At 64.7% G+C, this 24,666-nt stretch carries 24 protein-coding genes; 9 read left to right on the forward strand and 15 right to left on the reverse strand.

The features are described 5' to 3' along the window. Nucleotides 1–46 precede the first annotated feature (46 nt). The gene (locus ACF8NF_RS26120) at nt 47–1,051 is read right to left on the reverse strand and encodes a tripartite tricarboxylate transporter substrate binding protein BugE (RefSeq protein WP_016448095.1); all 1,005 of its coding nucleotides are present in this window, start codon (nt 1,049–1,051) and stop codon (nt 47–49) included. Nucleotides 1,052–1,119: 68 nt separating this feature from the next. Beyond that, a complete protein-coding gene (locus tag ACF8NF_RS26125; RefSeq protein ID WP_392451552.1) occupies nt 1,120–2,085 on the reverse strand; it encodes an alpha/beta fold hydrolase in 966 nt (321 codons plus the stop codon). Between the two features lie 132 nt (nt 2,086–2,217). Here ACF8NF_RS26125 and ACF8NF_RS26130 point away from each other — a divergent pair, with 132 nt between their 5' ends. After that, nucleotides 2,218–3,153, forward strand: coding sequence for a LysR family transcriptional regulator (locus ACF8NF_RS26130; protein ID WP_392451553.1), 936 nt, complete (start codon nt 2,218–2,220; stop codon nt 3,151–3,153). A 35-nt stretch (nt 3,154–3,188) separates the two neighbouring features. Here ACF8NF_RS26130 and ACF8NF_RS26135 read toward each other — a convergent pair whose 3' ends face one another. Next, entirely contained in the window at nt 3,189–3,809 is a 621-nt protein-coding gene (locus ACF8NF_RS26135) for a hypothetical protein (RefSeq protein WP_017403990.1), read from the reverse strand. A gap of 332 nt (nt 3,810–4,141) precedes the next feature. Here ACF8NF_RS26135 and ACF8NF_RS26140 point away from each other — a divergent pair, with 332 nt between their 5' ends. Further along, entirely contained in the window at nt 4,142–4,543 is a 402-nt protein-coding gene (locus tag ACF8NF_RS26140; protein WP_071957113.1) for a hypothetical protein, read from the forward strand. 80 nt (nt 4,544–4,623) lie between these two features. Here the strand turns inward: ACF8NF_RS26140 and ACF8NF_RS26145 are convergent, their stop codons facing one another. Then, on the reverse strand, nt 4,624–5,100 hold the full coding sequence (locus ACF8NF_RS26145; protein WP_082848173.1) for a hypothetical protein: 477 nt from the start codon (nt 5,098–5,100) through the stop codon (nt 4,624–4,626). A 1,044-nt stretch (nt 5,101–6,144) separates the two neighbouring features. Here ACF8NF_RS26145 and ACF8NF_RS26150 point away from each other — a divergent pair. Continuing rightward, nucleotides 6,145–7,482, forward strand: coding sequence for a PD-(D/E)XK nuclease family protein (locus ACF8NF_RS26150; RefSeq protein ID WP_392451554.1), 1,338 nt, complete (start codon nt 6,145–6,147; stop codon nt 7,480–7,482). 217 nt (nt 7,483–7,699) lie between these two features. Beyond that, the gene (locus ACF8NF_RS26155) at nt 7,700–8,692 is read left to right on the forward strand and encodes an HNH endonuclease signature motif containing protein (protein ID WP_012204994.1); all 993 of its coding nucleotides are present in this window, start codon (nt 7,700–7,702) and stop codon (nt 8,690–8,692) included. 95 nt (nt 8,693–8,787) lie between these two features. On the opposite strand, the gene ACF8NF_RS26160 is transcribed toward ACF8NF_RS26155, so the two are convergent. Beyond that, entirely contained in the window at nt 8,788–9,096 is a 309-nt protein-coding gene (locus tag ACF8NF_RS26160; RefSeq protein ID WP_012204993.1) for a helix-turn-helix domain-containing protein, read from the reverse strand. A gap of 143 nt (nt 9,097–9,239) precedes the next feature. Here ACF8NF_RS26160 and ACF8NF_RS26165 point away from each other — a divergent pair, with 143 nt between their 5' ends. Next, entirely contained in the window at nt 9,240–9,611 is a 372-nt protein-coding gene (locus tag ACF8NF_RS26165) for a hypothetical protein (protein ID WP_047328120.1), read from the forward strand. A 46-nt stretch (nt 9,612–9,657) separates the two neighbouring features. Here the strand turns inward: ACF8NF_RS26165 and ACF8NF_RS26170 are convergent, their stop codons facing one another. Genes ACF8NF_RS26170 through fepB form a run of 3 tightly spaced genes read right to left on the reverse strand, consistent with a single transcriptional unit; the run spans nt 9,658 to nt 12,749 of the window. After that, nucleotides 9,658–10,698 carry a FecCD family ABC transporter permease gene (locus tag ACF8NF_RS26170; RefSeq protein ID WP_392451555.1) on the reverse strand — a complete coding sequence of 347 codons (1,041 nt, stop codon included), beginning with the start codon at nt 10,696–10,698 and terminating at the stop codon, nt 9,658–9,660. Next, nucleotides 10,695–11,771 (reverse strand): iron ABC transporter permease, encoded by a 1,077-nt coding sequence (locus ACF8NF_RS26175; protein ID WP_034367203.1) that lies wholly within the window; start codon nt 11,769–11,771, stop codon nt 10,695–10,697. Before ACF8NF_RS26175 ends, ACF8NF_RS26170 begins: the two co-directional genes overlap by 4 nt. Nucleotides 11,772–11,774: 3 nt before the next feature. Continuing rightward, nucleotides 11,775–12,749, reverse strand: coding sequence for a Fe2+-enterobactin ABC transporter substrate-binding protein (fepB, locus tag ACF8NF_RS26180; RefSeq protein ID WP_319072888.1), 975 nt, complete (start codon nt 12,747–12,749; stop codon nt 11,775–11,777). Between the two features lie 119 nt (nt 12,750–12,868). Between fepB and ACF8NF_RS26185 the strand changes: the two genes are divergently transcribed. Next, the gene (locus ACF8NF_RS26185) at nt 12,869–13,684 is read left to right on the forward strand and encodes an ABC transporter ATP-binding protein (protein ID WP_392451556.1); all 816 of its coding nucleotides are present in this window, start codon (nt 12,869–12,871) and stop codon (nt 13,682–13,684) included. 30 nt (nt 13,685–13,714) lie between these two features. Here the strand turns inward: ACF8NF_RS26185 and ACF8NF_RS26190 are convergent, their stop codons facing one another. After that, nucleotides 13,715–14,506, reverse strand: a complete 792-nt coding sequence (locus tag ACF8NF_RS26190; protein WP_012204987.1) for an IclR family transcriptional regulator — start codon at nt 14,504–14,506, stop codon at nt 13,715–13,717. 358 nt (nt 14,507–14,864) lie between these two features. On the opposite strand from ACF8NF_RS26190, the gene ACF8NF_RS26195 reads away from it, so the two are divergent. Together ACF8NF_RS26195 and ACF8NF_RS26200 are read left to right on the forward strand one after the other, a co-directional pair. Beyond that, nucleotides 14,865–16,814 carry a TonB-dependent receptor gene (locus ACF8NF_RS26195; RefSeq protein WP_277848580.1) on the forward strand — a complete coding sequence of 650 codons (1,950 nt, stop codon included), beginning with the start codon at nt 14,865–14,867 and terminating at the stop codon, nt 16,812–16,814. A 19-nt stretch (nt 16,815–16,833) separates the two neighbouring features. Further along, on the forward strand, nt 16,834–18,144 hold the full coding sequence (locus ACF8NF_RS26200) for an NtaA/DmoA family FMN-dependent monooxygenase (RefSeq protein WP_392451557.1): 1,311 nt from the start codon (nt 16,834–16,836) through the stop codon (nt 18,142–18,144). Nucleotides 18,145–18,171: 27 nt separating this feature from the next. Here ACF8NF_RS26200 and ACF8NF_RS26205 read toward each other — a convergent pair whose 3' ends face one another. The 4 genes from ACF8NF_RS26205 to ACF8NF_RS26220 all read right to left on the reverse strand — a co-directional run bounded on the left by ACF8NF_RS26205 (nt 18,172) and on the right by ACF8NF_RS26220 (nt 21,825). Then, nucleotides 18,172–18,867, reverse strand: coding sequence for a response regulator (locus tag ACF8NF_RS26205; protein WP_043822656.1), 696 nt, complete (start codon nt 18,865–18,867; stop codon nt 18,172–18,174). Beyond that, entirely contained in the window at nt 18,864–20,498 is a 1,635-nt protein-coding gene (locus ACF8NF_RS26210) for an ATP-binding protein (RefSeq protein WP_392451558.1), read from the reverse strand. The genes ACF8NF_RS26205 and ACF8NF_RS26210 overlap by 4 nt, the downstream gene beginning before the upstream one ends. A gap of 12 nt (nt 20,499–20,510) precedes the next feature. Beyond that, nucleotides 20,511–21,443 (reverse strand): intradiol ring-cleavage dioxygenase, encoded by a 933-nt coding sequence (locus ACF8NF_RS26215; protein WP_392451559.1) that lies wholly within the window; start codon nt 21,441–21,443, stop codon nt 20,511–20,513. Nucleotides 21,444–21,525: 82 nt separating this feature from the next. Continuing rightward, nucleotides 21,526–21,825 carry a hypothetical protein gene (locus tag ACF8NF_RS26220; RefSeq protein WP_016453656.1) on the reverse strand — a complete coding sequence of 100 codons (300 nt, stop codon included), beginning with the start codon at nt 21,823–21,825 and terminating at the stop codon, nt 21,526–21,528. 128 nt (nt 21,826–21,953) lie between these two features. Here ACF8NF_RS26220 and ACF8NF_RS26225 point away from each other — a divergent pair, with 128 nt between their 5' ends. Continuing rightward, on the forward strand, nt 21,954–22,397 hold the full coding sequence (locus ACF8NF_RS26225; protein WP_203399531.1) for a hypothetical protein: 444 nt from the start codon (nt 21,954–21,956) through the stop codon (nt 22,395–22,397). 43 nt (nt 22,398–22,440) lie between these two features. Here ACF8NF_RS26225 and ACF8NF_RS26230 read toward each other — a convergent pair whose 3' ends face one another. Both ACF8NF_RS26230 and ACF8NF_RS26235 read right to left on the reverse strand, forming a co-directional pair. Next, nucleotides 22,441–23,424 (reverse strand): tripartite tricarboxylate transporter substrate binding protein, encoded by a 984-nt coding sequence (locus ACF8NF_RS26230; RefSeq protein WP_046983531.1) that lies wholly within the window; start codon nt 23,422–23,424, stop codon nt 22,441–22,443. Between the two features lie 77 nt (nt 23,425–23,501). Then, nucleotides 23,502–24,647, reverse strand: coding sequence for a CaiB/BaiF CoA transferase family protein (locus tag ACF8NF_RS26235; RefSeq protein WP_392451560.1), 1,146 nt, complete (start codon nt 24,645–24,647; stop codon nt 23,502–23,504). Nucleotides 24,648–24,666 lie beyond the last annotated feature (19 nt).

Below are 24,666 nucleotides of genomic sequence, written 5' to 3' on the forward strand. Positions count from 1 at the left end.
CACCCGTGGGCGCCGGGACACAGGGCTTTCCCCGGTGCCCGCTGCATCAGTCCAGGCTGATCTGCGACGAAGAGGCCACCTGCTTCCAGGTCGTCACATCCTTGAGGATCACCGCGCCGAACTGCTCCGGCGTATTGGCCACCACCGTGCCGCCCAGCTCTGCCAGGCGCTGGCGCAGCTGCGGATCGGCCAGGGCCTGCACGCTGGCCTTGTGCAGCTTGTCGCGGATGTCCTTGGGCAGGTCCTTGGGCGCCAGCAGGCCATTCCAGGCCTGCACGGCGTAGCCGGGCACGCCGGACTCTGCAAAGGTCGGCACATCGGGCAGCTCGCTGCTGCGCTGGGCCGTGGCCACGGCCAGCGGGCGGATCTTGCCGGACTTGATGTGCGGCAGCGAGGCCGGCAGCGGCTCCCACAGCATGGACACCTGGCCGCCGATCAGATCGGTGAAGGCCGGGCCAGCGCCACGGTAGGGCACATGCATGATCTGCACGCCCGCCTTGGCCTTGAACAGCTCCATGGCCAGATGGCCCAGACCGCCCGCGCCCGAGGACGCATACGACAGATGGCCCGGCTGCGCCTTGGCCAGCGCGATCAGCTCCTTCAGATTCGCCGCCTTGACCGAGGGATGCACGCTGAGCACGCCCGGCACCGTGATCACCTGGGTGATGGGCGTGAAATCCTTCACCGCGTCATAGGGCAGCTTGGTGTAGACGGCCGGATTCGTGCCGTGCGTGCTGGACGTGGCGCCCAGCAGCGTATAGCCGTCCGGCTTGGCATCGGCCACGAAGCGCGTGCCCAGCGAGCCACCGGCACCGGCCTTGTTCTCCACGATCACCGAGGCGCCCAGCACCTTGCCCAGTTGCTGCGCGAACAGGCGGTTCACCACATCGGCCGTGCCGCCGGGCGGAAACGGCACGATCAGGCGGATGGGCTCGGCCGTGGGCCAGCCGGCATCGGCCGCCAGGGCCGACTGCGCGGGCGCCAGGGCGCCCAGGGCCAGGGCCGCCGTGGTTGCAGACAGGCTGCGGATCATGAAATTGCGGCGTTGCATGAGATTTTTCTCCTCGTTGAAATTCTTCGGGACCAGGACCGGCCAGTCACTGGCCAGTGACCCGCCAGTCATCGGCCCAGGCGCTCCAGCCAGGCCAGCACCCGGCCCAGCACCTCGTCGCCATTGGTGTCCAGCATGCAGAAATGCGAATTGCCGGTAATGCCTGCGGCCGGCAGGTCCAGCACCTCGGCACGGCCGCCAAGGCGGCGCAGCAGCTGCCAATACACATCGGTCTGCGCGCGGTACTTCTGCCACTGCGGGCTGTGCGCGAAATGGTCGCCCCACACCGCCAGGTGCGGGATAGCCGAGGCAGGCGCGAAGGCATCCGCCCCCTGCTGACCCTGCTGCCCTTCTTGCACCACCGGCATGCCCGTAGGCTCCACCCCCACCACGGCGCGCACCAGGTGCGGCTTGCGGACGGCCGCATGCGCGGCAAAGCCACCGCCCTGGCTGTGGCCCATCACCACGCAGGGGCCGAACTGCTCCAGCAAGGCGTCATAGGCCGCCATGGCCATGGCCTCATGCCCCAGCCAGCGCGGCACCATCTGCCGCACCAGGGCACAGAAATGCTCATGCGGAAAACGCTGTCCCGCGAAAGGCTCGCCCAGGCCAAGGTCCACGCCTGAAGGCGTCGCATGGCCTATGCGAAACAGCGTCCACGCCTCCTCGGCACTGCGGAACACGGGCGCCTCGGCATAGATCTCGGGGAACATCGCCCAGCCCGCGCGGCCGCGCTCCACGGCATCGCAGACCACCACGTCGTGGCCCGCCTCCAGCAGGCGCCACAGCCAGCCCTGGCGCCCATCGGGCGTGGACTCCCACTGCGCCCCGGTCATGCCGCCGCCATGCAACAGCAGCACGGGCAGAGGGCTGCGCGGACGCGCCAGGCGGTACTCCATGGCATACATCTGGCCCACGGCATAGCTGCCATTCATGTCCAGCGGCCGCTCGCCGCCGTTGCGCACCACTTCCCTGTGCTGGATCGGCAGATCCCGCACCGTGCGCTGCGCACCGCCAATGAAATGGCTTTGCATCTTCCTGAGGCAAACTTCAGGCATAACAGGGCTTCTCTCGCATGCCGCCATGCTAGGCATGCCCCGCCTTGGTGCTGTGCCGATTGCGGCGGGGCTGTGCCGGATCAGCACAGCCCTGCACCCACCCTACCCATGCACGAACTCAACCTCAAACTGCTGCAGGACCTGCAGGCCCTGGCCGACACCGGCAGCCTCTACAAGGCCGCCGAGCGCCGCCACATCACCCACCCTGCCTTCGGCCGCCGCATCCGCGCGCTGGAGGAATGGGCGGGCACGCCCCTGGTCGAGCGCGGCCACCAGTCCACCACGCTCACGGCCGCCGGCAAGACGCTGCTGGCCTCGGCCCATGAAGTGCTGGGCATCCTGGAGCAGACCCACGGCCTGCTGCAGCGCCCCCACCGCACGCGCGATGAAACCGTCACCATCGCGGCCGGCCGCACGCTGTCGCACACCGTCCTGCCGGGCATCATCACCGCCCTCAACCAGTCCATGCCCCAGCTGTGCTGGAAAGTGGTCACCACCAGCCTGGACTACGGCGTGGAAATGCTGCTGCAAGGCAAGGTGGACCTGCTCATGTGCCACGCCCAGCCTGCCATCGAAGGCAGCCTGCAGGGCCACCACCTGGCCTGGCTGCCCGTGGGCCAGGACACGCTGATCCCCGTCAGCATCCCCCTGGTCCCGCAGTTGCCCAAGTACGCCCTGCCCGCCCACGGCGGCGGCCCGCTGGTGCCCTACCTGGACTACGCGCAAAGCATGTCCCTGGGCAAGATCCTGCGCAGCCACCTGCACGAGCTGTGCGACACCACGCGCCTGCGCACTGTCTACGAGGCCGACCTCGCCGACTCCCTGCACGCCATGGTCCACCAGGGCCTGGGCCTGGCCTGGCTGCCGCTCACCCTGGTCAAGACCGACCTGACCGATGGCCGCCTGGCCCGCGCGGCCGGGCCCGACAAGGACGTGCCCATCAACGTACGGCTCTACCGGCGGCCTGCCGCGCAGAGCAAGCCGCTCACGCGCAGGGTGTGGGCGGGGTTGGAGAATCTTTATGGGAGGAGTCAGAAGTCGTGAGCAGTCAGTCTGACCCGTAGCGTTCGACCTTCACGTTACTCAGCGTCTGCGAATTTAGAGCTGCAGAACTCATCCACCATCGCCTTGAACATCGGGCTTTGGCCAGTCTCTGCGGCCACCAGCGTACTGGCAGCATTCGAATAGAAAGCGCGATAGCCGGAATAGGCACCGGCTTCATTCTTGCCATCAATTTTTCCGCACAGCGTGGGCTGTTCATCCACGTTGCTGATAAACAAGTCCTTGAAGCGTGCAGACTGGGGATTCTGGAGCTTCTTGGATGTACTGATCTTCGCGTTTGCCACGAAGCTCTTCCAATTGCCAGCGGCGATCTGGCCAACTGCCTGTTCATTGGATTGGCGCTTTTCCTGCGAGGATTTCAAATCAGCCTTTGAGAACTTGCGCCCCATCACGCTGGCCTCTTCCACCTCCGCACTGGTCTTGCCCACGGAGCACACCAGCTTTGCGCCCATGTAGTTGAACTCAAGATTGATGCGATCGTCCTGTGCAAACGTTCGCATCTTGTCGTCCACGGGCGAAGCGGCATCGGGGAATGTCTTGAGGCACGCCTTTATCGCACTGTCGCGATTGGCCACAGGTGCGGCGGCAACGCCCAATGCCATCTGCGCAACGGCCATTGCAATGATCAGCTTCTTCATGTGTTCCGCTCCCTTATTCAATTGATTCATTCATGCCCGACTTGGGCGCGGGCATCTTATCAGTTGCATTTGAATCATTCGCGCAATGGACGTTGCGGATTCCCACTTCGGATTGCATCCCTTCATCACCTTGCCAAACAGCTGCTTCTCAAAGCCTGCATTCGGCCTCGCAGACACACCGAATCGCTGCCCCGCCCTCCGCACCCTGCGGCATCAGGCAAGCCACATTGCAGAGATGGAAGCTGCCCAGGACTTTCCCCTTGGCCCCGCTGCAGCCTTGAACTAGCATGGCCTGCACCGTCCCGGCCGGGGCGGATCTTCCTTGGGCATCGATGAGCTTTCCCGTTCAGATTCCGATCCGAGTCCCCTGCCCTCCGGGCGCCTGCATCTGCGAGCACGACGCCCTGCTCGCCGACTCCATGGCCGACCAGCGCATCCTGCGGCTCACCAGGGAAGAGGAAAAACGCCTGCTGCAGCGGCTCGAACAGATCACCAGCCTGCAGGACCTGCGCCATGTGGAGCAGCGCATGTATGAGCAGCTCGGCATCCGCGTGCGCATCGAGCCCGGAGCCAGCGAAGTGCGTACAGTGCGCGGCATCCAGATCGAGGTCTTGCCCATGCGCGGCCTGTGCAGCAAGACGCGGCAGGCGATTCCTGCGGCGATTCGGCGGGGGATGGAGAGGACGCCGGAGGTGGCGTTTGAGTTGTTGGATGAGGGGGGGTTGTTTGGGTAAGGATTGGCAACCTCGACCGACCAGGAATCACTGGTTTTCCGCAAGGCGCTCAATTCCAGCTTTGCGACTGTGGCCAGAAGCTAGCTCCAGACCTCCTCTGTCAGACGCCTCAACTCATCAACCGCCGCAGAAAAAGCCGTCTTGTCAAATACTGCTCTTTTATTTCCCGCTACCCATTCAACCGAAACAACAATACCATTTCTCACATCGATGGCACGTCCGATTCTCGCCCAACTCACCGCTTCTTCATCAACCAGCTGCTCTACCACCGCAACAGTGCAATTCATATCCATATCATCTGGACAGATCATGATTGGCACTATCGTCGACGAATTTTCATTTTTTGGATTCAAAAGATACCAGGCATTTTGCAAATCGCACTCATCAATAAGCCACCCTTGGGCCGGGACAAGGCCACCCACAGTATCTTCTCCAAAGACAGCCGAGCAATCTGCCTCTTTCAACCATAACTCAAGCGGCACCCCGTCAACCACCAGGACAGGATGGGGAGCCTTCGCGTAAAGCGACATGTGCATTACAGCTTCAATAACGTTCATGTGGTGTCAAGATTTCATTTTCAGTGTCCATGACGATCGATTGTCCTTACCGCGCACAGGTCCCGTCAACCTCCTTCACTCTCCGTAGGCTCACCATCCCTGTCGCGTGACCCATACGGGCACTCCGCCCGAAGACATGCACGCCATCGCGAGGCGACCTGCCACCATGCCTACTCACCGCCACCGCAAACGCTGAGGATGCATGGCAGCACGCCTGAATCAGGATGCCAGCCTCCTCATCATGCGGCACAATCAGCCGACTGCGACCCTGAAGCCAGGTTTGAATCTACTGGAAGCACCAGCAACCCGCCTCCAACATGGAATGCCCCATCTGCACAAGCACTGATTTTCATCGCCCCGCGGAGAAATCTGCAATGGAAATATGGCACTGCAAAAACTGCGGGAATGGATGTGCAGTGCGTTGCAATTACATCCCCGATCTTTCGGACGTGAAAGGCCATGACCTGTTCGTTGGAACGGCATCGGTTTCCACAGGAATAACGGGCCTTAAGGCATTGATCCAGTTAAAGAAAGCTCTTTCATTTGCAGAGCATTTTGTGCCTGCCAGACTTGATGAGCAGCACCGAGCCGGGAAACTTTGTTGGGACCTAGGATATTTTCTGGATTTTGAAATCCAACAGGCCGAAGCAGAGTGCGAACGAATCGGAATAGCTGCGTCATTCAATAGATTGGTCTAGGCGGGCTTGATGCAGATGACAACCGGCGTGCGACGACAGACAATGCCAGTCCGTGGCACACGCAACCAATCCGGCTCTTATGTCAAAGCACACCAGCGCGGCTTCTCGGATATTAACAACTACCTACATAGACTCCGTGTGCCCAGCCATATACGCAGTCCTGCTCGTACATTCAAGATCATCGATAAGACAAAGATCGATAATCATGGAATATTTCAATCACTCCAAAGTTACCAACAACAACGGACTTTAATTTGAAATTCCACAACCATTCGCTGCTGGCTTTTTTGCAAAATATGCTATTATCCACTCAGGAGAAGCGGCCAATAAATGGTCTATACAACGCATGAACAATGATGATCTATACTCATTTTTTTCCGACCCTGAACTGATCGAGTTAATCGAGCAGGCAAAGATTTCAGATGATATCCTAGATGTCATAACATTGAATGAAAATCAGCATTCAGATATGCTAGCTTGGTGCTTGACACCAGGGGAAGGACATGGTCAAGGGGACTCCGTCATTAAAGATTTTCTAGAAGCCGCATACCAAAAATCAGATGCAGCTATCTACGATAATAAAAAGTTCTTTCGCAAATGGACACCGGGACGTATTCGTGTGTCGAGTTTTGGCTCAGCTTTCGTTACGCGGGAATTTGTGGTGAGTGTAAAAGAACCCGGGCAAGAAGAAAAGCGTACCGGACGACTCGATCTTTTCATAGTAGATCCTCAGAACAAGCTACTGATTGCAATCGAAAACAAAGTTGGTGCGAGACTGACCGAAGAGCAACTGGCTCGCTACCAAGGAGCAATAAATAAAGAAATTGGCAGTCGTCCTATATTCAAAGACTATGAATTCGCTTACGTCGTGCTGGATCGTGAACTTGATTGGTACACAGATGACAAACTAAACGCGCTCGGCAAGCGCTGGGCACTGCTCGACTATTCATGGCTTGAAGCATCGGCCCGTCGGGCGCGATTGCAAGTTACCCGCAACAACCAAGCCGCACAACTGCTGGTTGCCTATTGCCAAAAACAGACTAGCTGGGAGAGTTCGTCGGAAGCACGGCTGTCTGAACTAGCTGGTGAAATTGCCAGCAAGCATCCACAGGTGATTGCCGCGCTGAGTGCTTTGCGCGGCCAGAGTATCGCTCAGTGGACGCCAAAGACGCTTGAAGGCCTAAGCGGCGAGCTGGCTCTTTTCCGTGCGCAGCACTTGCGGCTGTGCATGTTACTAATACGTAGCCAGGGCATTGCATCGTTACAACGAAAAATCCGCAAGGCCTTACCCCTCAGTGACATGGTAAACGGGCGAACTTGGCTAGAATTTGCCACGCCAGACATAGCCGAACTAACCATCGACGATGAAAGCTCCTGGGCGCTATCTGTAAATATCCGTCGGCAGCCAAATAATGACGACAACAAGCCACGCTACACGTTGCGAGCAATGTGGAGGCGCGCCTCTTTCGACGATGCCCATGGAAACGAAACCGACCTCCGTCGCCACTTTGAAGCAGTATTGCCCGGGCTCAAGCACTTCAGTTCTGCAACAGAGCGTCGAATGGTGATTGCGCAAAGTCTGGATGCAGACGCGGTATTGCAACGAGCAGTTAAGCTAGCGCAGCAGTTGTCGGCTTCCTTGTTAAATTTGAGCATAGCCACCCCCATGCGAAAAATATCATAGATGTCATTGGACTGCGGCCGCAACTCCATCGTTTGATCACAGCCATTAACACATTGAATACCCAATGTATGTCACAAACAGGAGCGTTAGAATGCAAAGAATTCTACCGATAGTCGATCTATGAAATTCGAGAATCGACTAAAAGCTGTCGAGCACAATCACTTTTGATCCACGCAAATTCCGAAGTTTATATACATCTAGTACATGAGAATATTACATGGACGATAAATACAAAGTATTCGAAGACGATGAGGCAGGTTATCACGCCTGGTTAGCGCATAACCCCAATGGTTTTGTTTTAAACACAGACCGCCCACCGCGCGCTGAGTACATGCCACTGCACACAGCGAGGTGTAGCACCATCAAAATACCCGCTACTCACGCACGCCCTGACCCTTTTACGAGTCGTGGCTACATGAAGGTTTGCGCTAATGATCCTAATGACCTGCTCGCCTGGATGCAAACTAAAGGCGCGAATGAATTCTCGAAGCTATGCAGCAAATGTAGAGTTGCGGAATTCATGACTGGCAGCGCGGGAGATAGCTGGACGAACGATGAATTACGCTCTTCAGTTGAGGCTTACCTAGAGATGCAACGCAAAGAGCGAAACAATGAGCCGTTTACAAAAAAGCAGTATTACAAAAAATTAACGCAAGACTATGGGCGTACCGTCAAAGCATTTGAGTACCGCATGCAGAACATTTCTTATGTTCTATCGCTTATGGGCAGGGATTGGCTTACAGGGCTAAGACCGGCAAGAAATGTTGGAAAAAGAGTTGCCTGTCTGATTGAAGCATTGGTCTTAGAGCTGAGTAATAGCCAGCAAGCCCCTGTTGTAAAATTTGAGTTTCAGGTTCGTGAGAACCTGGAAAACAAAAAGCAAGCCAAGCCAGCAGGCAACAGCAACCCCGGCACAATCATTCGCCAAGTAGCTCAGTTCGAACGCGATCCTGCGGTTAAAGCTTGGGTGTTAAAAAAGGCTGCTGGCGTTTGCGAGTGCTGCAGTAGCAATGCACCGTTTGAGAGCACAGATGGCCAACCTTTCCTAGAAGTCCACCACATTCGCAAATTGGCAGAAGGGGGATCAGACACAGTAAGCAATACTGTAGCTCTCTGCCCCAATTGCCATCGCGCACTACACTATGGAATGAGAGCAAAAGAGCTTATCGAAAGTATATTTATCAAGGTGAATCGCCTAATTCGCGAATGAATCATGGATTTTTAATTAATTTTGATTCAACTATTTCTGGGTAGATTGAAGGGTTATATTCATAGTCACAATCCAACACGCACATCGCGCCCAGCCTAATCCTTCAATACATCCCTCACCCGTTTCCTAACTTCCTCACCCGAAACCCCATACCTGAGCAACAACTCCGCCACTTCATCATCCGTATCCGAATAGAAAAACGCCATCGGAACCTTGAGCACTTCCGCCAGCTTGCGCACGGTCAGCAGGTCCGGCTTGTGTTTCCCCAGCTCATAGCGATTGATCCGCGCACTCGCCACAAACGGATCGATTCCCGCTTCAATTCCCAGCATTTTTTGGGACAGGTCTGCTGCAAGCCGAGCCTGCTTCAGCCTCGCGCCCCATTGTTCATCTGCGTCTGACATCTCGTGCTTTCCAAAAGCTACGAGACTCGTAGTTATGCTGTATTCTCGATACTACGAGTTGCGTAGTTTTCTAGCCTGCAGCCACGAATCGCTACGGACCGTCCTCGCCGCAGCACGGCGCTTCGACACAGGAGCAGCAACCCATGAAGCACATCCCCCCATCCCCTCCCCCCGAAAACACCCACGCCCAGAAGCTCGCAACAGCGCTGCATGAAATGGACCGCTTCGTGCAGCAAGGCTGTGCCGAAGTTTCCGCCCTGGCCCAGTTGGCGCTGGCCTGGCTGGAGATCCCGGAGGGCCATCAGCGGCTGGACGTGGTGGCGCAGGCGCTGGTGACCATTCGCAACAGCGCTGAATCGCTGGCGGAGTTCGCGGGCAGTGAAGCCCGGGTGATGAACTGCGAGTACGAGGACCAGGCAGAGGTGCGCCGCAGCGAGGCGGCCAAGGTGGCTGCCGAAGAGGCCGGGCATGTGTACACCGTGGTGGGGCCTGGGGTGGCGCGCGGCGTCAGGTAGTGCCGGAGGCACCGGGTCTGCGCCCCGTTGCACCCTGCACGGCCGTCTATCCCTTGCGCGTGCGAAACAGCAGCCACAGCAGATACACCCCGCCCAGCAGCCCCGTTACCAACCCGATGGGCAGATGCAGGCGCACGGGTGCCCACTGGCTGAGCATGTCGGCCGCCAGCAGCAGAACGGCGCCCATGGCTGCCGCCGTGAACAGGGGCACGTCGGGCGACAGGCCCAGGCGCCTGGCCACCTGGGGCGCGGCCAGCGCGATGAAGGCGATGGGCCCCGCCGCTGCCGTGGCGATGGCGGTCAGGGCCACGGCAGCCATCACCATGGTGAGCCGCGTGCGCGGCACGTTGACGCCGAGCTGGGTGGCGGCATCGTCGCCCAGCTCCAGCAGGTTGATGCGCCGGGCGCACCGCAGCACGACGGGCACGATGGCGATGAAGCCCAGCGCGGCGGGCAGGACATGGGCCCAGGTCCGCGCGCTGAGCGAGCCGGCCAGCCAGCGCTGCGCGGCGACGGCCCGGTCCAGATCCCCCATGACCAGCAAGATGGTGTTCAGGCCCGAGAGCGTGGCCCCCACGCCTATGCCCACCAGCACCAGCCGGTAGCCGCCGGCCGCACGCCGGCCCCCGGACAGCGCAAGCACGACAGCCGCCGTGGCCATGCCCGACAGCACGGCGGCCAGCGATGTCCACAGCGGCCCGGCGTCACCGAGCACGATGAGCGCAATCGCCCCGCTGGCCGCGCCGGTGGTGAAGCCGATCACGTCCGGCGAGCCCAGCGCGTTGCGGGAGATGGACTGGAAGATGGCGCCCGCCATGCCAAGCGACGCGCCCACGAAGACGGCCGTGAGGACACGCGGCAGCCGCACCCGCTGCACGATGCGCTCTGCTGCGGGGTTGGAGCCCGTGCCCAGCAGGCTGTCGAGCACTTCGGCGGGGCTGAGGGACAGGGTTCCCGTGCCCAGCAGCAGCACACCCAGCACGAGGGCCAGCACGACCAGCGCCATGCCCACGGCCAGCGGCCTGGGCCGCCAGAGAAACGAACAGGCTCCCCAGCGCACAACGGATGTGTTCACGGAGGTCTTCATAGCCTGCTCAACCGGTATCTGCACGCCACCCAGACAAAGAACGGCCCGCCGATCAGGCAGGCGACGATGCCCGCAGCCACTTCGGCAGGTGCCGCGACGACACGGCCCAGCACGTCGGCCCCCAGCAGCAGCACCGCCGCGTAGAGCGCGGACAGCGGCAGTATCCAGCGGTAGTCCGGCCCGCACGAGAGGCGTGCCAGATGCGGCGCCACCAGGCCGACGAAGGCGATGGGCCCCACGGCCGCCGTGGCGGCCCCGGCCAGCAGCATGACCGCCAGGCAGGCCAGTTGCGCGGTGGCGCGCACATTGACGCCCAGCGCCAGGCCCACGTCATGCCCCAGCGCCATGGCGTTGAGCTGGCCGACGATGGCCCAGGCCGCCGCCAGCCCTGCCGCCACGGCAGCCGCCAGCACGGCGGCGCTGGCATAGCCGCTGCCCTCCAGCGAGCCCGCCGCCCAGTGGCGGAAGCCGTCGAAGACTTCCGGGGGCGCGTTGAGCAGGATGATGCCGGCGCTGGAGGTGAGCATGACCGACAGGCCGGCCCCGGCCAGGACCAGGCGCACCGGGTGCGCGCCCGCGCCCCGGGACTGGCCGAACGCGAAGACGGCAGCGCCCGCCAGCCCCGCGCCGGCAAAGGCGCACCAGACGTACTGGAGCACGGACGTCAGGCCGAAGGCCGTCATGCCGATGAGCACGGCCAGCGCCGCGCCCGCGTTGACGCCCAGCAAGCCCGGCTCCGCCAGGGGATTGCGGGTGACGGCCTGCATGAGCGCGCCGGCCACGCCCAGTGCCATGCCGGCCAGGATGGCCACCACGGTGCGGGGCATGCGCAGCAGGCTGACGATCAGGTGCTGGTCATCACGCAGGTCCGGAGCCCGCAGCGCGCCGAGGATGTCGGCCAGCGCAATGTCGCGCGAGCCGACGGTGATGCCGAGCACGGCGATGATGGCCAGCGCCAGCAGCCCGCCCGCAAGGCCCAGCCAACGCCTGCAGTGCAGGGAGGAGCGCGAGGAGGAGCGCAAACAGGAGCGCGAGGCAGGCCGCGCCGCCGCGCCTTGGAGCCGTGCACGCATGGCTCAGCGGAAATGGCTTGCCACGGCGTCGACCATCTGCTGCCCCGAGTAGTAGTCGATGCGAAACGAGGTCGGGCCCAGCGGATAGACGCGCCGGCCGGCAACGGCGGGCAGGTTGGCCAGCAGCGGATCGTCCAGGAAGGCCTGCACATCGCCCTGCGAGGCGCCGAGCAGGAAGACGGAGTCGCCGGTGATGGCGGCCGAGAGATTCTCGCGGGAGATGAATTCGAAGTCCGAGGCGCGTGTGACCTGGGCGGCCAGCGCGGGCGGCAGGCCCTCCACCTTGAAGCCCAGTGCGGCCAGCAGCCGCGCATGGGGGCTGGCGGCGCGGCCTATGGAGTAGCTGCCGGCCAGGTTGTAGGCAACGATGCTGACCGGCTGGGCCGGGGGCGTGATGGAGGCGGCGGTCTGCGCCACATGGGCATCGAAGCGGGCAATGGCTGCGGCGGCCTGCTTCGCATGGCCCGTGATGCGGCCCAGTTCGGTGGCGATGTCCTGCCAGGACTGGCTGGAGTAGTCGACCACGACCATGGGCACGCCCTGCGCCTGCAGTTCGGTGCGGTGCTGGGCCACGCTGTCGGCCCCGGTGGCGGAGGCCACCAGCAGGTCGGGGCTGGCGCCGATGGCGGCCTCGATGTCGAATTGCAGGTTGCGGTAGAGCACCTGCACGCCGCGCTTGTCGGCAACCGCGGCCCATTGCGAGAAAAAGCCCTTGTCGTCGGTCATGCGGCTGGGCGTGGTCGCGGCGGTCGCGACGACCGGCGCATCGATGGCCAGCAGGATGCCGGTCACGCTGGGCGAGGTGGAGACGATGCGCCGGGGCAGCGGTGCATGGTCTGCGTGTGCTGCAGCCGGCGTATCCGATGTATGCGGTGCGGCGCCCGCCACGGGAACGGCGGCGCGTGGAAACCATGCGAAACAGGCCAGCACGGCCAGTGCGGCGGCCGCACCCAGGGCGGCAAGTTGGAGTCTGTTCATCTCGATCCGAAGCGACGGGGCCGGGCGCCAGGGCGGCGTCTTCAGCATATTCCGTATTGTAGAATTCATTCCACATTGCAAACACCGAAGGACCTATCGATTGTGGGAAATGACCGGCCATGACGCAGCGCCTGAGTGCTGATGCGGTGACGCTGCGCTACGGCGAGCGCACGATTTCGCAGGGCCTGTCCCTTGCCATTCCCGATGGTTCCTTCACCGTCATCGTGGGGCCGAACGCCTGCGGCAAGTCCACCCTGCTGCGCGCGCTGTCGCGGCTGCTGGTGCCGGTGGCCGGGCAGGTCATCCTGGATGGCCGGCACATCTCGCAATTTCCCGCCAAGGAGGTGGCGCGGCGCCTGGGCCTGCTGCCGCAAAGCGCGGTGGCGCCCGAGGGCATCAGGGTGGCGGACCTGGTGGCGCGGGGGCGCTACCCCCATCAATCCTTCCTGAGGCAGTGGACGGACGCGGATGAGCAGGCCGTGGCCGAGGCCATGCAGGCCACCGATGTGGCAGCGCTGTCCGACCGCCTGCTGGACGAGCTGTCAGGCGGCCAGCGCCAGCGGGTGTGGATTGCGATGGTGCTGGCGCAGCAGACGCCGATCCTGCTGCTGGACGAGCCCACGACGTTCCTGGACATCGCCCACCAGATCGAGCTGATGGAGCTGCTGGCGGATCTCAACGACGCCGGCCGCACGGTGGTTGCGGTGCTGCACGACCTCAACCAGGCCTGCCGCTATGCCTCGCACCTGATCGCCATGCGCGACGGGCGCATTGCCGCGCAGGGCGCGCCCGGGGCGATCTTCACGGAGCAGTTGGTGCAGGAGGTGTTCGGCCTGCCGGCCGTGATCATTGCGGACCCCGTGTCGGGGACACCCATGGTGGTGCCCAGGGGGCGCAGGGCCGTGAATGCCATGGAGCGCGCCGCGGGGAACTGAGGCGCCCGGGCATTTTTCCCGGCGCGGCTTTCAAGGCGAATCTGCGCTGAAGGCCCGCCCGCCCGTGGACTGGTTGATCAGGCTGGCCTCGCGGAACAGCGCGACCCGGTCTTGCGGCGACTTGAGCTGGCCCAGGTCCGAGACGGTGGTGACCGCGCAGACGATTTCATGCTGCGCATCGAACACCGGCGCCGCCTGGCCCGTGACGTTGGACAGCAGGTGGCTGGTCATCTCGGACCAGCAGCGCTCGCGCACTTCGTCGAGCACGGCCTTGGCCGGCGGCTTGCCACGGAAATGGGCGGGCTGCTGGCGCCGTGCGGCGTCGATGGTGGCCTTGGGCAGGAAGGCCTGGAACACCAGGCCGCAGGCGGTGTTGTCTATGGGCAGGATGTCGCCCAGCGCCAGCGGGTTGATCGAGAAGTAGGCGCTGCGGTACCAACGCACCAGGGTGGGCCCCCGGTCGGTCCAGATGGCCACGCCGCCGCTGAGCGCATGGCTGTGCGTCAGCGCCTTCATGCGCTGCGCCGCAATCTCCACCGCATCCACACGCTTGAGCGCGCCAATGCCGATGCTCAGCGCCGCGCTGCCCAGGTCATACAGGCCGCTGGCCGGGTCCTGCTTGGCCAGGCCTTCCTTGACGAGGCTTTGCAGGTAGCGGTGGGCCGTGGAGCCCCCCGTTCCCGTTCGCCGGGCCACCTCGCCCAGCGCCAGCTCGCTTTCGGCATTGGCCAGGACCATGAGAAACCGGGTGGCGATGGAGACGGACTGGATGGTGCCGGAGCGCTTCTCGCCGGCTGTCGTCTGAGGTGTTGTTGTTTTCAAGGGCTGGGCTTTCTTGCCTGTACCAGGCGCATCGCAGGTGGGGGCGCAGGCGCCGCCGGTGTCGATGATACCGGCTCTGCCGAAGGCTCTGCACAGGTGCGCGCACACCATTTCGCCGCTGTTTTTTTCTTCCGCATGTGGGAATGCATTCCCTACTGTGGAATTTCAATGCATGATGGCGACCTTTGAAAAATACGAATCATTCTCATCAAAGGAAGATGCTGTGAAGCTGTGTTTCCATCGCAGGCTCCCGTCCCGGGCGGGCGCCATCGCACTCTCTACCCTGATGGCGCCGGCCGGCGCCTTCGCGCAGGGCGCGTCGGGTTCCGGGGGGGAATCCACCGCGCTTGAAGCGGTCGTGGTCAGCGGAGAAAAGGTCAGGCGCGAACTCAAGGACACGGCCTCCTCCGTGTCGGTCAAGGCCGGCAAGGACCTGGCCCGGCAGGAGTCCGGCAATGCCTCGGTCCACGAGGTGCTGCACGATGTGCCCAACGTGGTCTACACCGACACGGTGGGCGCGCCCATCATCCGCGGGCAGGACACGCAGGGCCCCAACAACGGCCAGAACGTCTTCTGGGGCGGCACGGTGCCGCGCGCCACCATCAACCTGGATGGGCACTACCTCAACTACAACGAGATGTTCTTCGGCGCGACCTCGGTCTGGGATGTGGAGAGCATCGAGGTGTTCCGCGGCCCGCAGACCACCTCGCAGGGCGCCAATGCCATTGCGGGCGCCATCGTCGTGAACACCAAGGACCCCAGCTTCAAGCGCGAAGGGGCCTACCAGCTGGAGGCGGGCGACTACCAATCGCGGCGTGCGTCCATCGCCGTCTCCGGCCCCGTGGGCGAGGAGCTGGCCGCGCGGCTGGCCGTGGACTACTCGGGGCGCGATACCTTCATCGACTACACCAATCCGCAGTTCCAGCGGGGCCAGGCCGATCAGGATTTCCGCGCGCTGAACGCACGCATGAAGTTCCTGTGGCTGCCCAGCAGCGTTCCGGGCCTGGAGGCCAAGTTCACCTATTCCCACAACGACAGCAACCGCCCCAGCCAGGAGGCAGCGTCCGCTCCGTTCACCGCGCTGGAGCACTGGACGACGACCATGCCCAGCTGGAAGCAGAAGACCGACACCGGCATCCTCGACCTCAGCTACGAGCTGGGCAACGGCGTGCGGCTGGTCAACCAGTCCCAGTATTCGCGCTCGTCCGTGCAGCGCTATACCGGCATTCCCGGCGAGGGCGATGCCGATATCCGCCAGAACAATGTCTCCAATGAGTTCCGCGCCCTGGTGGGCAGCGACAAGGACCGCCTGAGCGGCTTCGGCGGCGTCTACTACGCGCGCACCGGCACGGACGAAAGCCTGCTGCTGCGCGGCCTGTCCGCCTTCGACGACACGAAGAAGAACCTGGGCGTCTTCGGCGAGCTGAACTGGCGCCTGGCCGACCGCTGGACCCTGACCAGCGGCCTGCGCTACCAGCACGACGAGGTGGTGCGCAATGGCACCTCCGTGCTGGCACCCACCGCCCTCGACTACACGAAAACCTTCTCGGCCCTGCTGCCCAAGCTGTCCCTGGCCTATGCCGCCACACCGCGCTGGACCGTGGGCGCGCTGGTCAGCCGGGGCTACAACCCGGGCGGTGTGTCGCTGAACCTCACCAGCCGGCAGTGGGCCTATTTCAAGAAGGAGTCGATCTGGAACTACGAGCTGTTCAGCCGCGCCAGCCTGCTCGATGACCGGCTGATGCTCAACACCAACCTGTTCTACATGGACATGCGGGATGCGCAGTACAACATCCCCGTGGTCATCTCCCCGGGCGTGGCCCAGTCCTACACCATCAACGCGGAGAAGGCCCATGCCTACGGCTTCGAGCTGGGCGCCGACTACCGCGCGCTGGACAACCTGCGGATCAAGGCCGGCGTGGGCGTGCTGCGCACCCGCATCGAGGAGATGGGCAGCAACCCCGGCTACGAGCACAACCGCTTCGCCCGCTCGCCCGGCTACAACCTGAGCCTGGGCGTGAGCTGGGACGCCAGCCCCCGGTTCAATGTCTCCGGCCAGGTGCGCCACCTGGACGGCTACTACTCCGATACCGCCAACACGCGCGCCTATGCGGTCGGCTCCAACACCATCGCCGACCTGCGCATGACCTATGCCTACAGCGCGCGCGTGCAGCTGTACGGCTATATCAAGAACGTGTTCGACAGGCGCGCACCGACGTACCTGCAGCAAAACCGCGGCATCGGCGGCATCGAGGCCAGCATGACCGCGCCGCGCATGATCGGCGTGGGCGTGCGCGGAACGTTCTGAGATGGGAATGACAGCAGACATGACACCCCGCAAACCCCTGCACATCGGCCTTTCGCTGGCCCCCACCTGGCTGAGCGGCGACGCCTGGCGGCGGCCCGGCAGCAATATCGAAGGGCTGTACTCCAGCGACTTCGCCCTGGACCTGGCCCGGCGCGCCGAGGCCGCGCACCTGGACTTCGTCTTCCGCCCGGACGTGAGCTTTCTGCCCATGGAGGCGCTGGAGACGGGCGCGGGCTTCGCCAGCCTGGACCCCACGGTGCTGATGGCCGCGCTGGCGCGCGAGACCTCGCGCATCGGCCTGGTGTCCACGGTATCGACCACGTTTTTCCCGCCCTATGCGGTGGCGCGCCAGCTGCAGTCGCTGCACTGGATCAGCAACGGCCGCGCCGGATGGAACATCGTCACGGCCCTGCAGGGCCACGAGAACTTCGGGCTGCACGCCATGCCCGATGCCGATGAACGCTATGCGCGGGCCGCAGAGTTCACCGACGTGGTGCGCCGGCTGTGGGCCAGCTTCCCCAACGAGGCCTTGAAGATCGACCGGGACAGCGGCCGCTATGCCGATGCCTCGCTGGTCCACCCCATAGACCACGAGGGACCGCACCTGAAGGTGCGCGGCCCGCTGAACCTGCCGGAGTTCGGCGGCCCGCGCATTCCGCTGGTGCAGGCGGGCGCGTCCAGCACCGGGCGCGACTTTGCCGCATCGGTGGCAGACATTGTTTTCGCCCCCACGCCGGACCTGGACGCAGCGCTGGAGCTGCGCCGGGACCTGTCTCGGCGCGCCCAGCGCCATGGGCGGCAGGCGCAGGATGTGCGCCTGCTGCCCGGCCTGAGCCTGTACCTGGCCGACACCCGCGAGCAGGCCCGGGAGATGTTCCAGCAGACGCACGGCCGGGTGGACAGGGGCCGCAAGCTGGCATCGATCAAGGCCATGGTCGGCCTGGACCTGACGGACTGGCCCGCAGACCGGCCGATCACCGCAGCCGACCTTCCGCCGCCCGTGGCAACCCCGTCCAGCCGCACGCATGCGGGCCTGCTCAGGCGCCTGATGGAGCGCGAGTCATTGCGCATTGACGAGCTGCTGCAGCGGCCGGAAATCCTCTCCGCCGCGCACTGGCAGGTGGTCGGCACGGTGGACGATGCCGTGGCGCAGATCACCGAGTGGAGCGCTGCCGGCGCCATCGACGGCTTTCTGGCTGCGCCCGGCGGCTCCGTCGAGTCCCTGCATTGCGTGCTGGAGCAGCTGGTGCCGCGCCTGGTGGAGGCCGGCCTGTTCCGTTCCCGCTACACGGGCACCACGTTCATGGAGCACCTCGACGAGTCGAGGTAGGGGCTGCGCCCTGCCCTCGCCGGGCCTTCACTGCGCCCGCGTGTCGGAACCGCCATCGGGCTCGAACGCAAAGCCCACGCCATAGACGGAGCGAATCCACTCATGGCGGTCGTCCGCCGCCTTGAGCTTTTTGCGCAGGTTCTTGATGTGGCTGTCGATGGCGCGCTCGTTCACGTCCAGCGTGTCGGCGCAGGCCAGCTCCAGCAGCTGCGCGCGGGAGTACAGGCGGCCGGGCTGGCGCATCAGGGCCTGCAGCAAGGTCAGCTCCCGCTTGGTCAGCGGCAGCACGCTGCCGTTGAGCATGGCGCGGCCCTGCTCGGGCAGCAGCGTCAGGCGTTGCTGCGCGGGGCCGGGGCCGGCACTGCGGCGCAGCACGGCCTTGACGCGGGCCACGACTTCGCGCGGGGCGAAGGGTTTGCAGATGTAGTCGTCCGCGCCCAGCTCCAGGCCCAGCAGGCGGTCCATTTCCTCGACACGCGCGGTGAGCAGGATGACGGGGCTGGCGCTGTGGGGGCGGAACTGGCGCAGGATGTCCAGGCCGTCCAGCCCCGGCAGCATGATGTCCAGCAAAGTGAGGTCGGGCGGGGAGCGCAGCATGCGGTCCAGCGCCTCGCGCCCGTGGCGGATGTGCTCGACTTCGTAGCCTGCATGGCGCAGGTAGTCGATGACGATGGCGGCCATGTCGGTTTCGTCTTCGACCAGGAGGATGCGGGCAGGCTTCATGGCGCGGGATTTTCCAGCAAGGGCAGCCACAGCGTGATGCGCAGGCCGCCCAGCGGCGAGGCGGCGGCCTCGATGCTGCCGCCATGGGCCTGGACGATGGTGCGGCAGATGGCCAGCCCCAGGCCGGAGCCGCCCAGGCCGTCGCCATCGCGCACGCGGGAGGCGTCCACGCGGTAGAGGCGGTCGAACAGGCGCGGCAGGTGCGGGCTGGCCACGCCGGGAGCCGTGTCGTCCCAGCGCAGCTGCAGCATGCTGCGGTCCTGCATCTGGACGATTTCGGCGGACACCTGCAGCCGCCCGCCCGCAGCCGTATAGCGCAGGCTGTTTTCCAGCAGGTTGGCAAACACCTGGTGCAGCCGGTGCGGATCGCCCTGCACCAGCGGCGGCGGAATGCGCGCGGCCAGCTGGTCCACGGTGGAGCGGTCCAGGCCGATGCCCACCTGCTCGAAGCCGGGCCGCGCGCCGTCCAGCGCCTCGCCCAGCAGGGTCAGCACATGCACGGGCACATGGCCCGAGCCGTGCAGGGCCTGCGAGTCGTCCAGGCTCACGCGCAGGTCGCTGACCAGCCGTATCAGCCGCATGATCTGCCGGTGCAGGCGCAGCGCCATGCGGTCGTCCATGGGCAGCACGCCGTCCTGCACGGCCTCGACCTCGGCGCGCATGGTGGACAGGGGCGTGCGCAGCTCATGCGCCACGTCGGCCAGCCAGCGCTGGCGCGAGGCTTCCATGGTGGCCAGCTGCACGGCCATGTCGTTGAAGGTTTCCGCAAGGCGGGCCAGTTCCGCATCGCCCCTGATGGCCACGCGCGTGTCCAGCCGGCCGGCCGCAATGCCGCGCAGGCCGTCGACAAAGGCGGTCAGCGGCTCCAGCCAGCGCCGCGTGAGCCAGGCCGACAGCAGCAGCGCCAACAGCAGGCCGGCCAGCCCGGTCCAGGCCACAAAACCCATCTGCTGCGCGAGGAAGGCGCGGTCCAGGTCGCGCTGCATGCCCTGCCCGGTCTGCACGGGGGACAGCACGATCTCGCCAATGGCCTGCCCATTGGCGGCGCGCAGAACGCGGTGCGCCGCACCGGGCTGCGGCGCCATGCCGGAGATGAGCTGGCCCTGGGCATCCAGCAGGCCCACGCGCGCCCACGGGCCTCCGAAAGGGCGGTCTGGCGGCGGGCCTGGGCGGTCTGTACGGTCGGAGCGATCTGAGCGATCTGAGCGATCGGCAGGCTCTCCGCCTTCCAGCCCAGGCGGCGGCGGAAACTCCGGGCCCGGCCCCGGGCCGTGGCTTCCCTCAAAACCAGGCCTCGGCTCCGGCATGGGCATGGGCATGGGGGGCCGTGGCCCGGGCTCGCCCGCAGGAAAGCCCCGGCCCATGCCTGCGCCCGGGCGCACCATGTCGCGCCAGAAACCGGGGTTGGCGCGCGCCGCATCCCAGCCGCCGTTTTGCTCGTGGTGCTGGACCAGCCGCTCGGCCAGCCCGTCCATGCCGGTCAGCTCCACCTCGGCCATGTAGGGCCCCAGGCCCCGCTGCAGGCCCAGGCGCGAGAAGCCGAGAAACACCAGCAGCAGGGCCACCAGCAGCACGGCAAGGGCGAAGAAGGCCTTGTGCTGCAGCTTCAGGCGCGGGAGGCGGAGGCTCATTCAGTTGCTGCGTCAGACGGCAATGCCGATGGATATCATGGCGGTGTGGCCATTGGTGGTGTCTCCGGTGAAGGTGGGCGTCTGCCAGGCGATCTGCTCGCTGGTGTTGTCGCCGAAGACATTGTCCGATGTCACGCTGACCCGCGACAGGTTGGAGACGCTGGCGCTGTAGCCGCTGACACCGGCATAGACGGCGCTGGCGATGTCCTTGGGCATGGCCATCTGCGAGGTCAGCAGCTTGTTGGTGTAGCTGCCGGCCGTGTCGAGGCTGCGGAACACCTCGAAGTGCATGTGCGGCCAACGCCCGTCATAGCAGCCCGGGAAGATGGTCACAAAGGTGCATTCGCCATTGCTGTCCGTCGCCTGCACGCCGCGCAGGAAGTTCTGGTTGAGCAGGTCGGTGGAGTACAGCGAATACTCGCCCTCGCGGGTGCAATGCCACAGGTAGATGGCATAGCCTTCCAGCGGGCTGCAGTTGGTGCCGACGTTGACCAGGGTGATCTTGAGCGTCAGCGGCAGGCCCGCAGCCGTGCCGCTCATGCCGCCAAAGCTGCTGCGCAGGTCGCTGCGCACCACGCCGCTTTGCGACAGCACGTTGACCAGGCTGCCGCGCGAGCCGTTGGAGCCGTCGGCGGGGTAAGGGCCTTCGGTTTCCGTGGGATCGACCATGCAGGTGCCGGTCGTGGTTCCAGTACCCGTACCTGTGCCCGTTCCCGTGTCGGTGCCCGTTCCTGTCCCGGTTCCTGTGCCGGTCCCTGTCGAATCACCGGAATCACCTCCGCCGCCACCGCAGGCGGACAAGAGCGCGGCAGCGCCACCGGCAGCCATCAGGCCCAACAGGCCCAACAGGCGGCGGCGCTCGGACAGGCGGCGCGCCATGACTTGCAGATCGTGCTGAAGGCCCAGGTCGTGGGCAAGATCATGGGCATCTTGAGAGTGGTTCATGGGGATGGCTTTTCATGAGGGCCTGTGCGCAGGCCCGTGGGGTTGCAGACAGCCCGGCGGCGTGGCCCGCCGGGCCACGCGATCACTGCTGCGGATGGGGCGGCGGCCCGCCTGCGCCGGGCCCGCCGGCCGGCATGGCCACCAGCTGCCCGTTCAGGCTGCGGCAGGTGCCGGCCAGCGTCTTGCCATCGGGCATGGTCAGCGTCACGCTGTCGCCCTCGGCCTTGCCCTGGCAGGCCGTATAGGCCTCGGGCGGCGGCGACGGCGGATTGCCGTGCCCCCCGTGGCCCTGCGCATGGCTGCAGGCCGCCGCGAAGGCCGCCAGCGCCAGCACCAGGGCCGGGCGAATGCGTGAAGCGTTGGTTTGCGAGAAATCAATCATGGTCTTTTCCTGGAGTTGCACAGGAATTCTTGCGACCAATCTGGGGGGAAATTGGGAGAAGTGGGGACGAGCTGGTACAAGCTCACAGAGCGAGTGAGTCAACAAGCTCTGCATCGCACAACAGAACCATGAAACCAACAAGATTCCTGCTGCTGGCCGCCCTGCTCGGCCCACCCGCTCTTGCTGCAGATCTGACCGTGATCGAAATGCATGCGGCAAGCGGCAATGATCGCCCGTACAGCCTGGATGGCCAGCGGGTCAGTCCGGCTCAGTTGAGAAACACACTCTCCAGGAGGCTGACCGCAGCCCCCGATGCCAAAAGTACGGTTCGCATTGCCGTGCTGGTCGATCCCGATGTGAAGGTCGGCGCCCTCTCCGAACTTCGCGGCCTGGTGATGAAAGTGGGATTCGGCATGCCGCGCTATTTCATGACGACGCGGGTGAATGACAGGCTCTCCGAGATCCAGGTGAACTACAGCCCGGTCTTCCCGAGAAGCGGGCTGGAGGCGGTGATGTCGTCCGGCCAATCGGCTGCAGATCCAGCGGCAACAGCACCCACTCCGCCCCGCTGATCACAGCCCCAGCATTGTCCTTAGGAGTCAGAGGGCCGAGTTTTTACTCCAACACGACATTGGCCTTCTTGACCAGGCGCGCAAAGCGCTCCTGCTCGGAGCGCAGGAACTGGGCTGCTGCCTCGGGGCTGTTGAGCACGGTGTATTCGTCGCGCCGTGCAAAGCCGGCCTTGACCTCGGGGTCGGCAAAGGCAGAGGCGATGCCGTCGTGCAGGCGCCGCACCTGGGCGGGCGGCATGCCCTTGGGGCCTATGGCGGCCACCCAGCCGGCGATGTCCACGCCGGGAAAGCCCTGCTCGGCGACGGTGGGCACATCGGGCAGCGATGCCACGCGCTCGCGGCCCATGATGCCGATGGCACGCAGCGCGCCGGATTTGAGGTGCGCCTGCGCCGTGCCCACGGCGATCACGCCGAAGTCCACCTGCCCGCTGAGCAGGTCCACCACCATCTGGCCGACGCCCTTGTAGGGAATGTGGCGCGCCGTGGTGCCGGCCGCGTCCAGAAAGACTTCGGCCGCGAGGTGGAAGATGGTGCCGTTGCCGGACGAGGCGTAGTTGAGGTCGCCGGGCCGCGCCTTCATGAGCGCCTGCAGTTCGCGCGCATTGCGCGCCGCCACCTTGGGGTGGACGACCAGCACGAAGGGCGAGCCGCCGACGATGGACAGCGGCGTGATGTCGGCCAGGCTGTCGTAGGGCAGCTTCTTGAAGACGCTGGGGTTGACGGCGTGGTTGTTGGAGATGAAGGCGATGGTGTTGCCATCGGCCGGCGCCTTGACCAGGGCCTGCGTTCCCGTGATGCCGCCCGCGCCCGGCAGGTTCTCCATGACCACGGGCTGGCCGCCCAGCGAGCGCACCAGCGCAGTCTGGGCCGAGCGCACGATGGTGTCGGCGCCCGAGCCTGCCCCCACGGGCAGGATGACGCGCAGCGGCGTGCCATTTTGGGCGCGCACGCCCAGGGCAGCGGCCCCCAGCGATGCGCCGGCCAGGGCCAGCAGGGTGCGGCGGCGGAAGGGATGGGACGAGTGCATGGGGTTGTCTCCTTTTTGTGTTGTCTCATGCGCGCCGGGGTGGTTTTTCTGCGGCCTTCGGCGCCCGGGGATGGCTGTCAGGTCCGTGATGCAAGGGCTCCGAGGATTTCTTCGGTGTGCTCGCCAATCCCGGCCAGCGGCATGCGCACGCCGGGACGGTGGCCGTTCATGAGCAGGGGCAGCAGCACCACGTCGGTCTGGCCGCCGTCTTCGGTCTGCATGGAAGCCAGGCCGCCGCTTTGGCGCAGGTGCGGGTCGTCCACCAGTTGCTCGGGCCGCGTGATGGGCGCGTAGGGAATGCCTGCGGCCTCCAGCTGCGGCGCAAGCCGGGCCGATTCATGGCCGGCCAGGATGGCGCCCAGCTCGGCCAGCAGTTGGGGGCGCACGGCCACGCGGGCGGCGTTGTCGGCGTATTCGGGGCGCTGCAGCAGGTCGGCGCGGTCCAGCACGCGGCACAGGGTGGCGAACTGCTTGTCGCTGACGGCGCCGATGAACAGTTGCTCGCCACCGGCCAGGGTGAACACGTCGTAGACGCTCCAGGCCGACACGCGCGAGGGCATGGGCGGCGGTGCCTCTCCCGTCATCAGGTACTGCTGCATGTGCTGGGAGGACAGGAAGACGCAGTTCTCGAAAAGCGCGCTTTGCACCTCCTGGCCGCGCCCGGTGCGCTCACGCTCGCGCAGGGCCGCGAGCACGCCGATGGCGCCGAACATGCCGCCCATGATGTCGTTGACGCTGGTGCCCGCGCGCAGCGGCCGGCCCACGGGGCCGGTCATGTACGACAGGCCGCCCATCATCTGCACCACCTCGTCCAGCGCCAGGCGCTTCTCGTAGGGGCCGGGCAGAAAGCCCTTGTGGCTGACGTAGATGAGGCCGGGCGCGCGCTGCGACAGCGTGGCGTAGTCCAGGCCCAGGGACTGCATGAGGCCGGGGCGGAAGTTCTCCAGTACCACATCGCTGCCAGCGGCCAGCTCGGCAGCGGTGGCGCGGCCCGCTTCGGTGGTGATGTCCAGCACCACGCTTTTCTTGTTGCGGTTGAAGCTGCGGAAAAAGCCGATGCCCAGGCCGGGTAGCGTGCGCGTTTTGTCGCCACCCGGCGGCTCGACCTTGATGACTTCGGCGCCCAGGTCGGCCAGGATCATGCCGCAGGTGGGGCCCATGACCATGTGGGTGAATTCGATGACGCGGATGCCGGACAGCGGCAGCTGGGGTTCGGTGGCCATACAGGTGTGCTCGTGGGAA

Source organism: Delftia sp. WSY_22, assembly GCF_043104185.1.
GTDB classification, from domain to species: domain Bacteria; phylum Pseudomonadota; class Gammaproteobacteria; order Burkholderiales; family Burkholderiaceae_C; genus Comamonas; species Comamonas tsuruhatensis.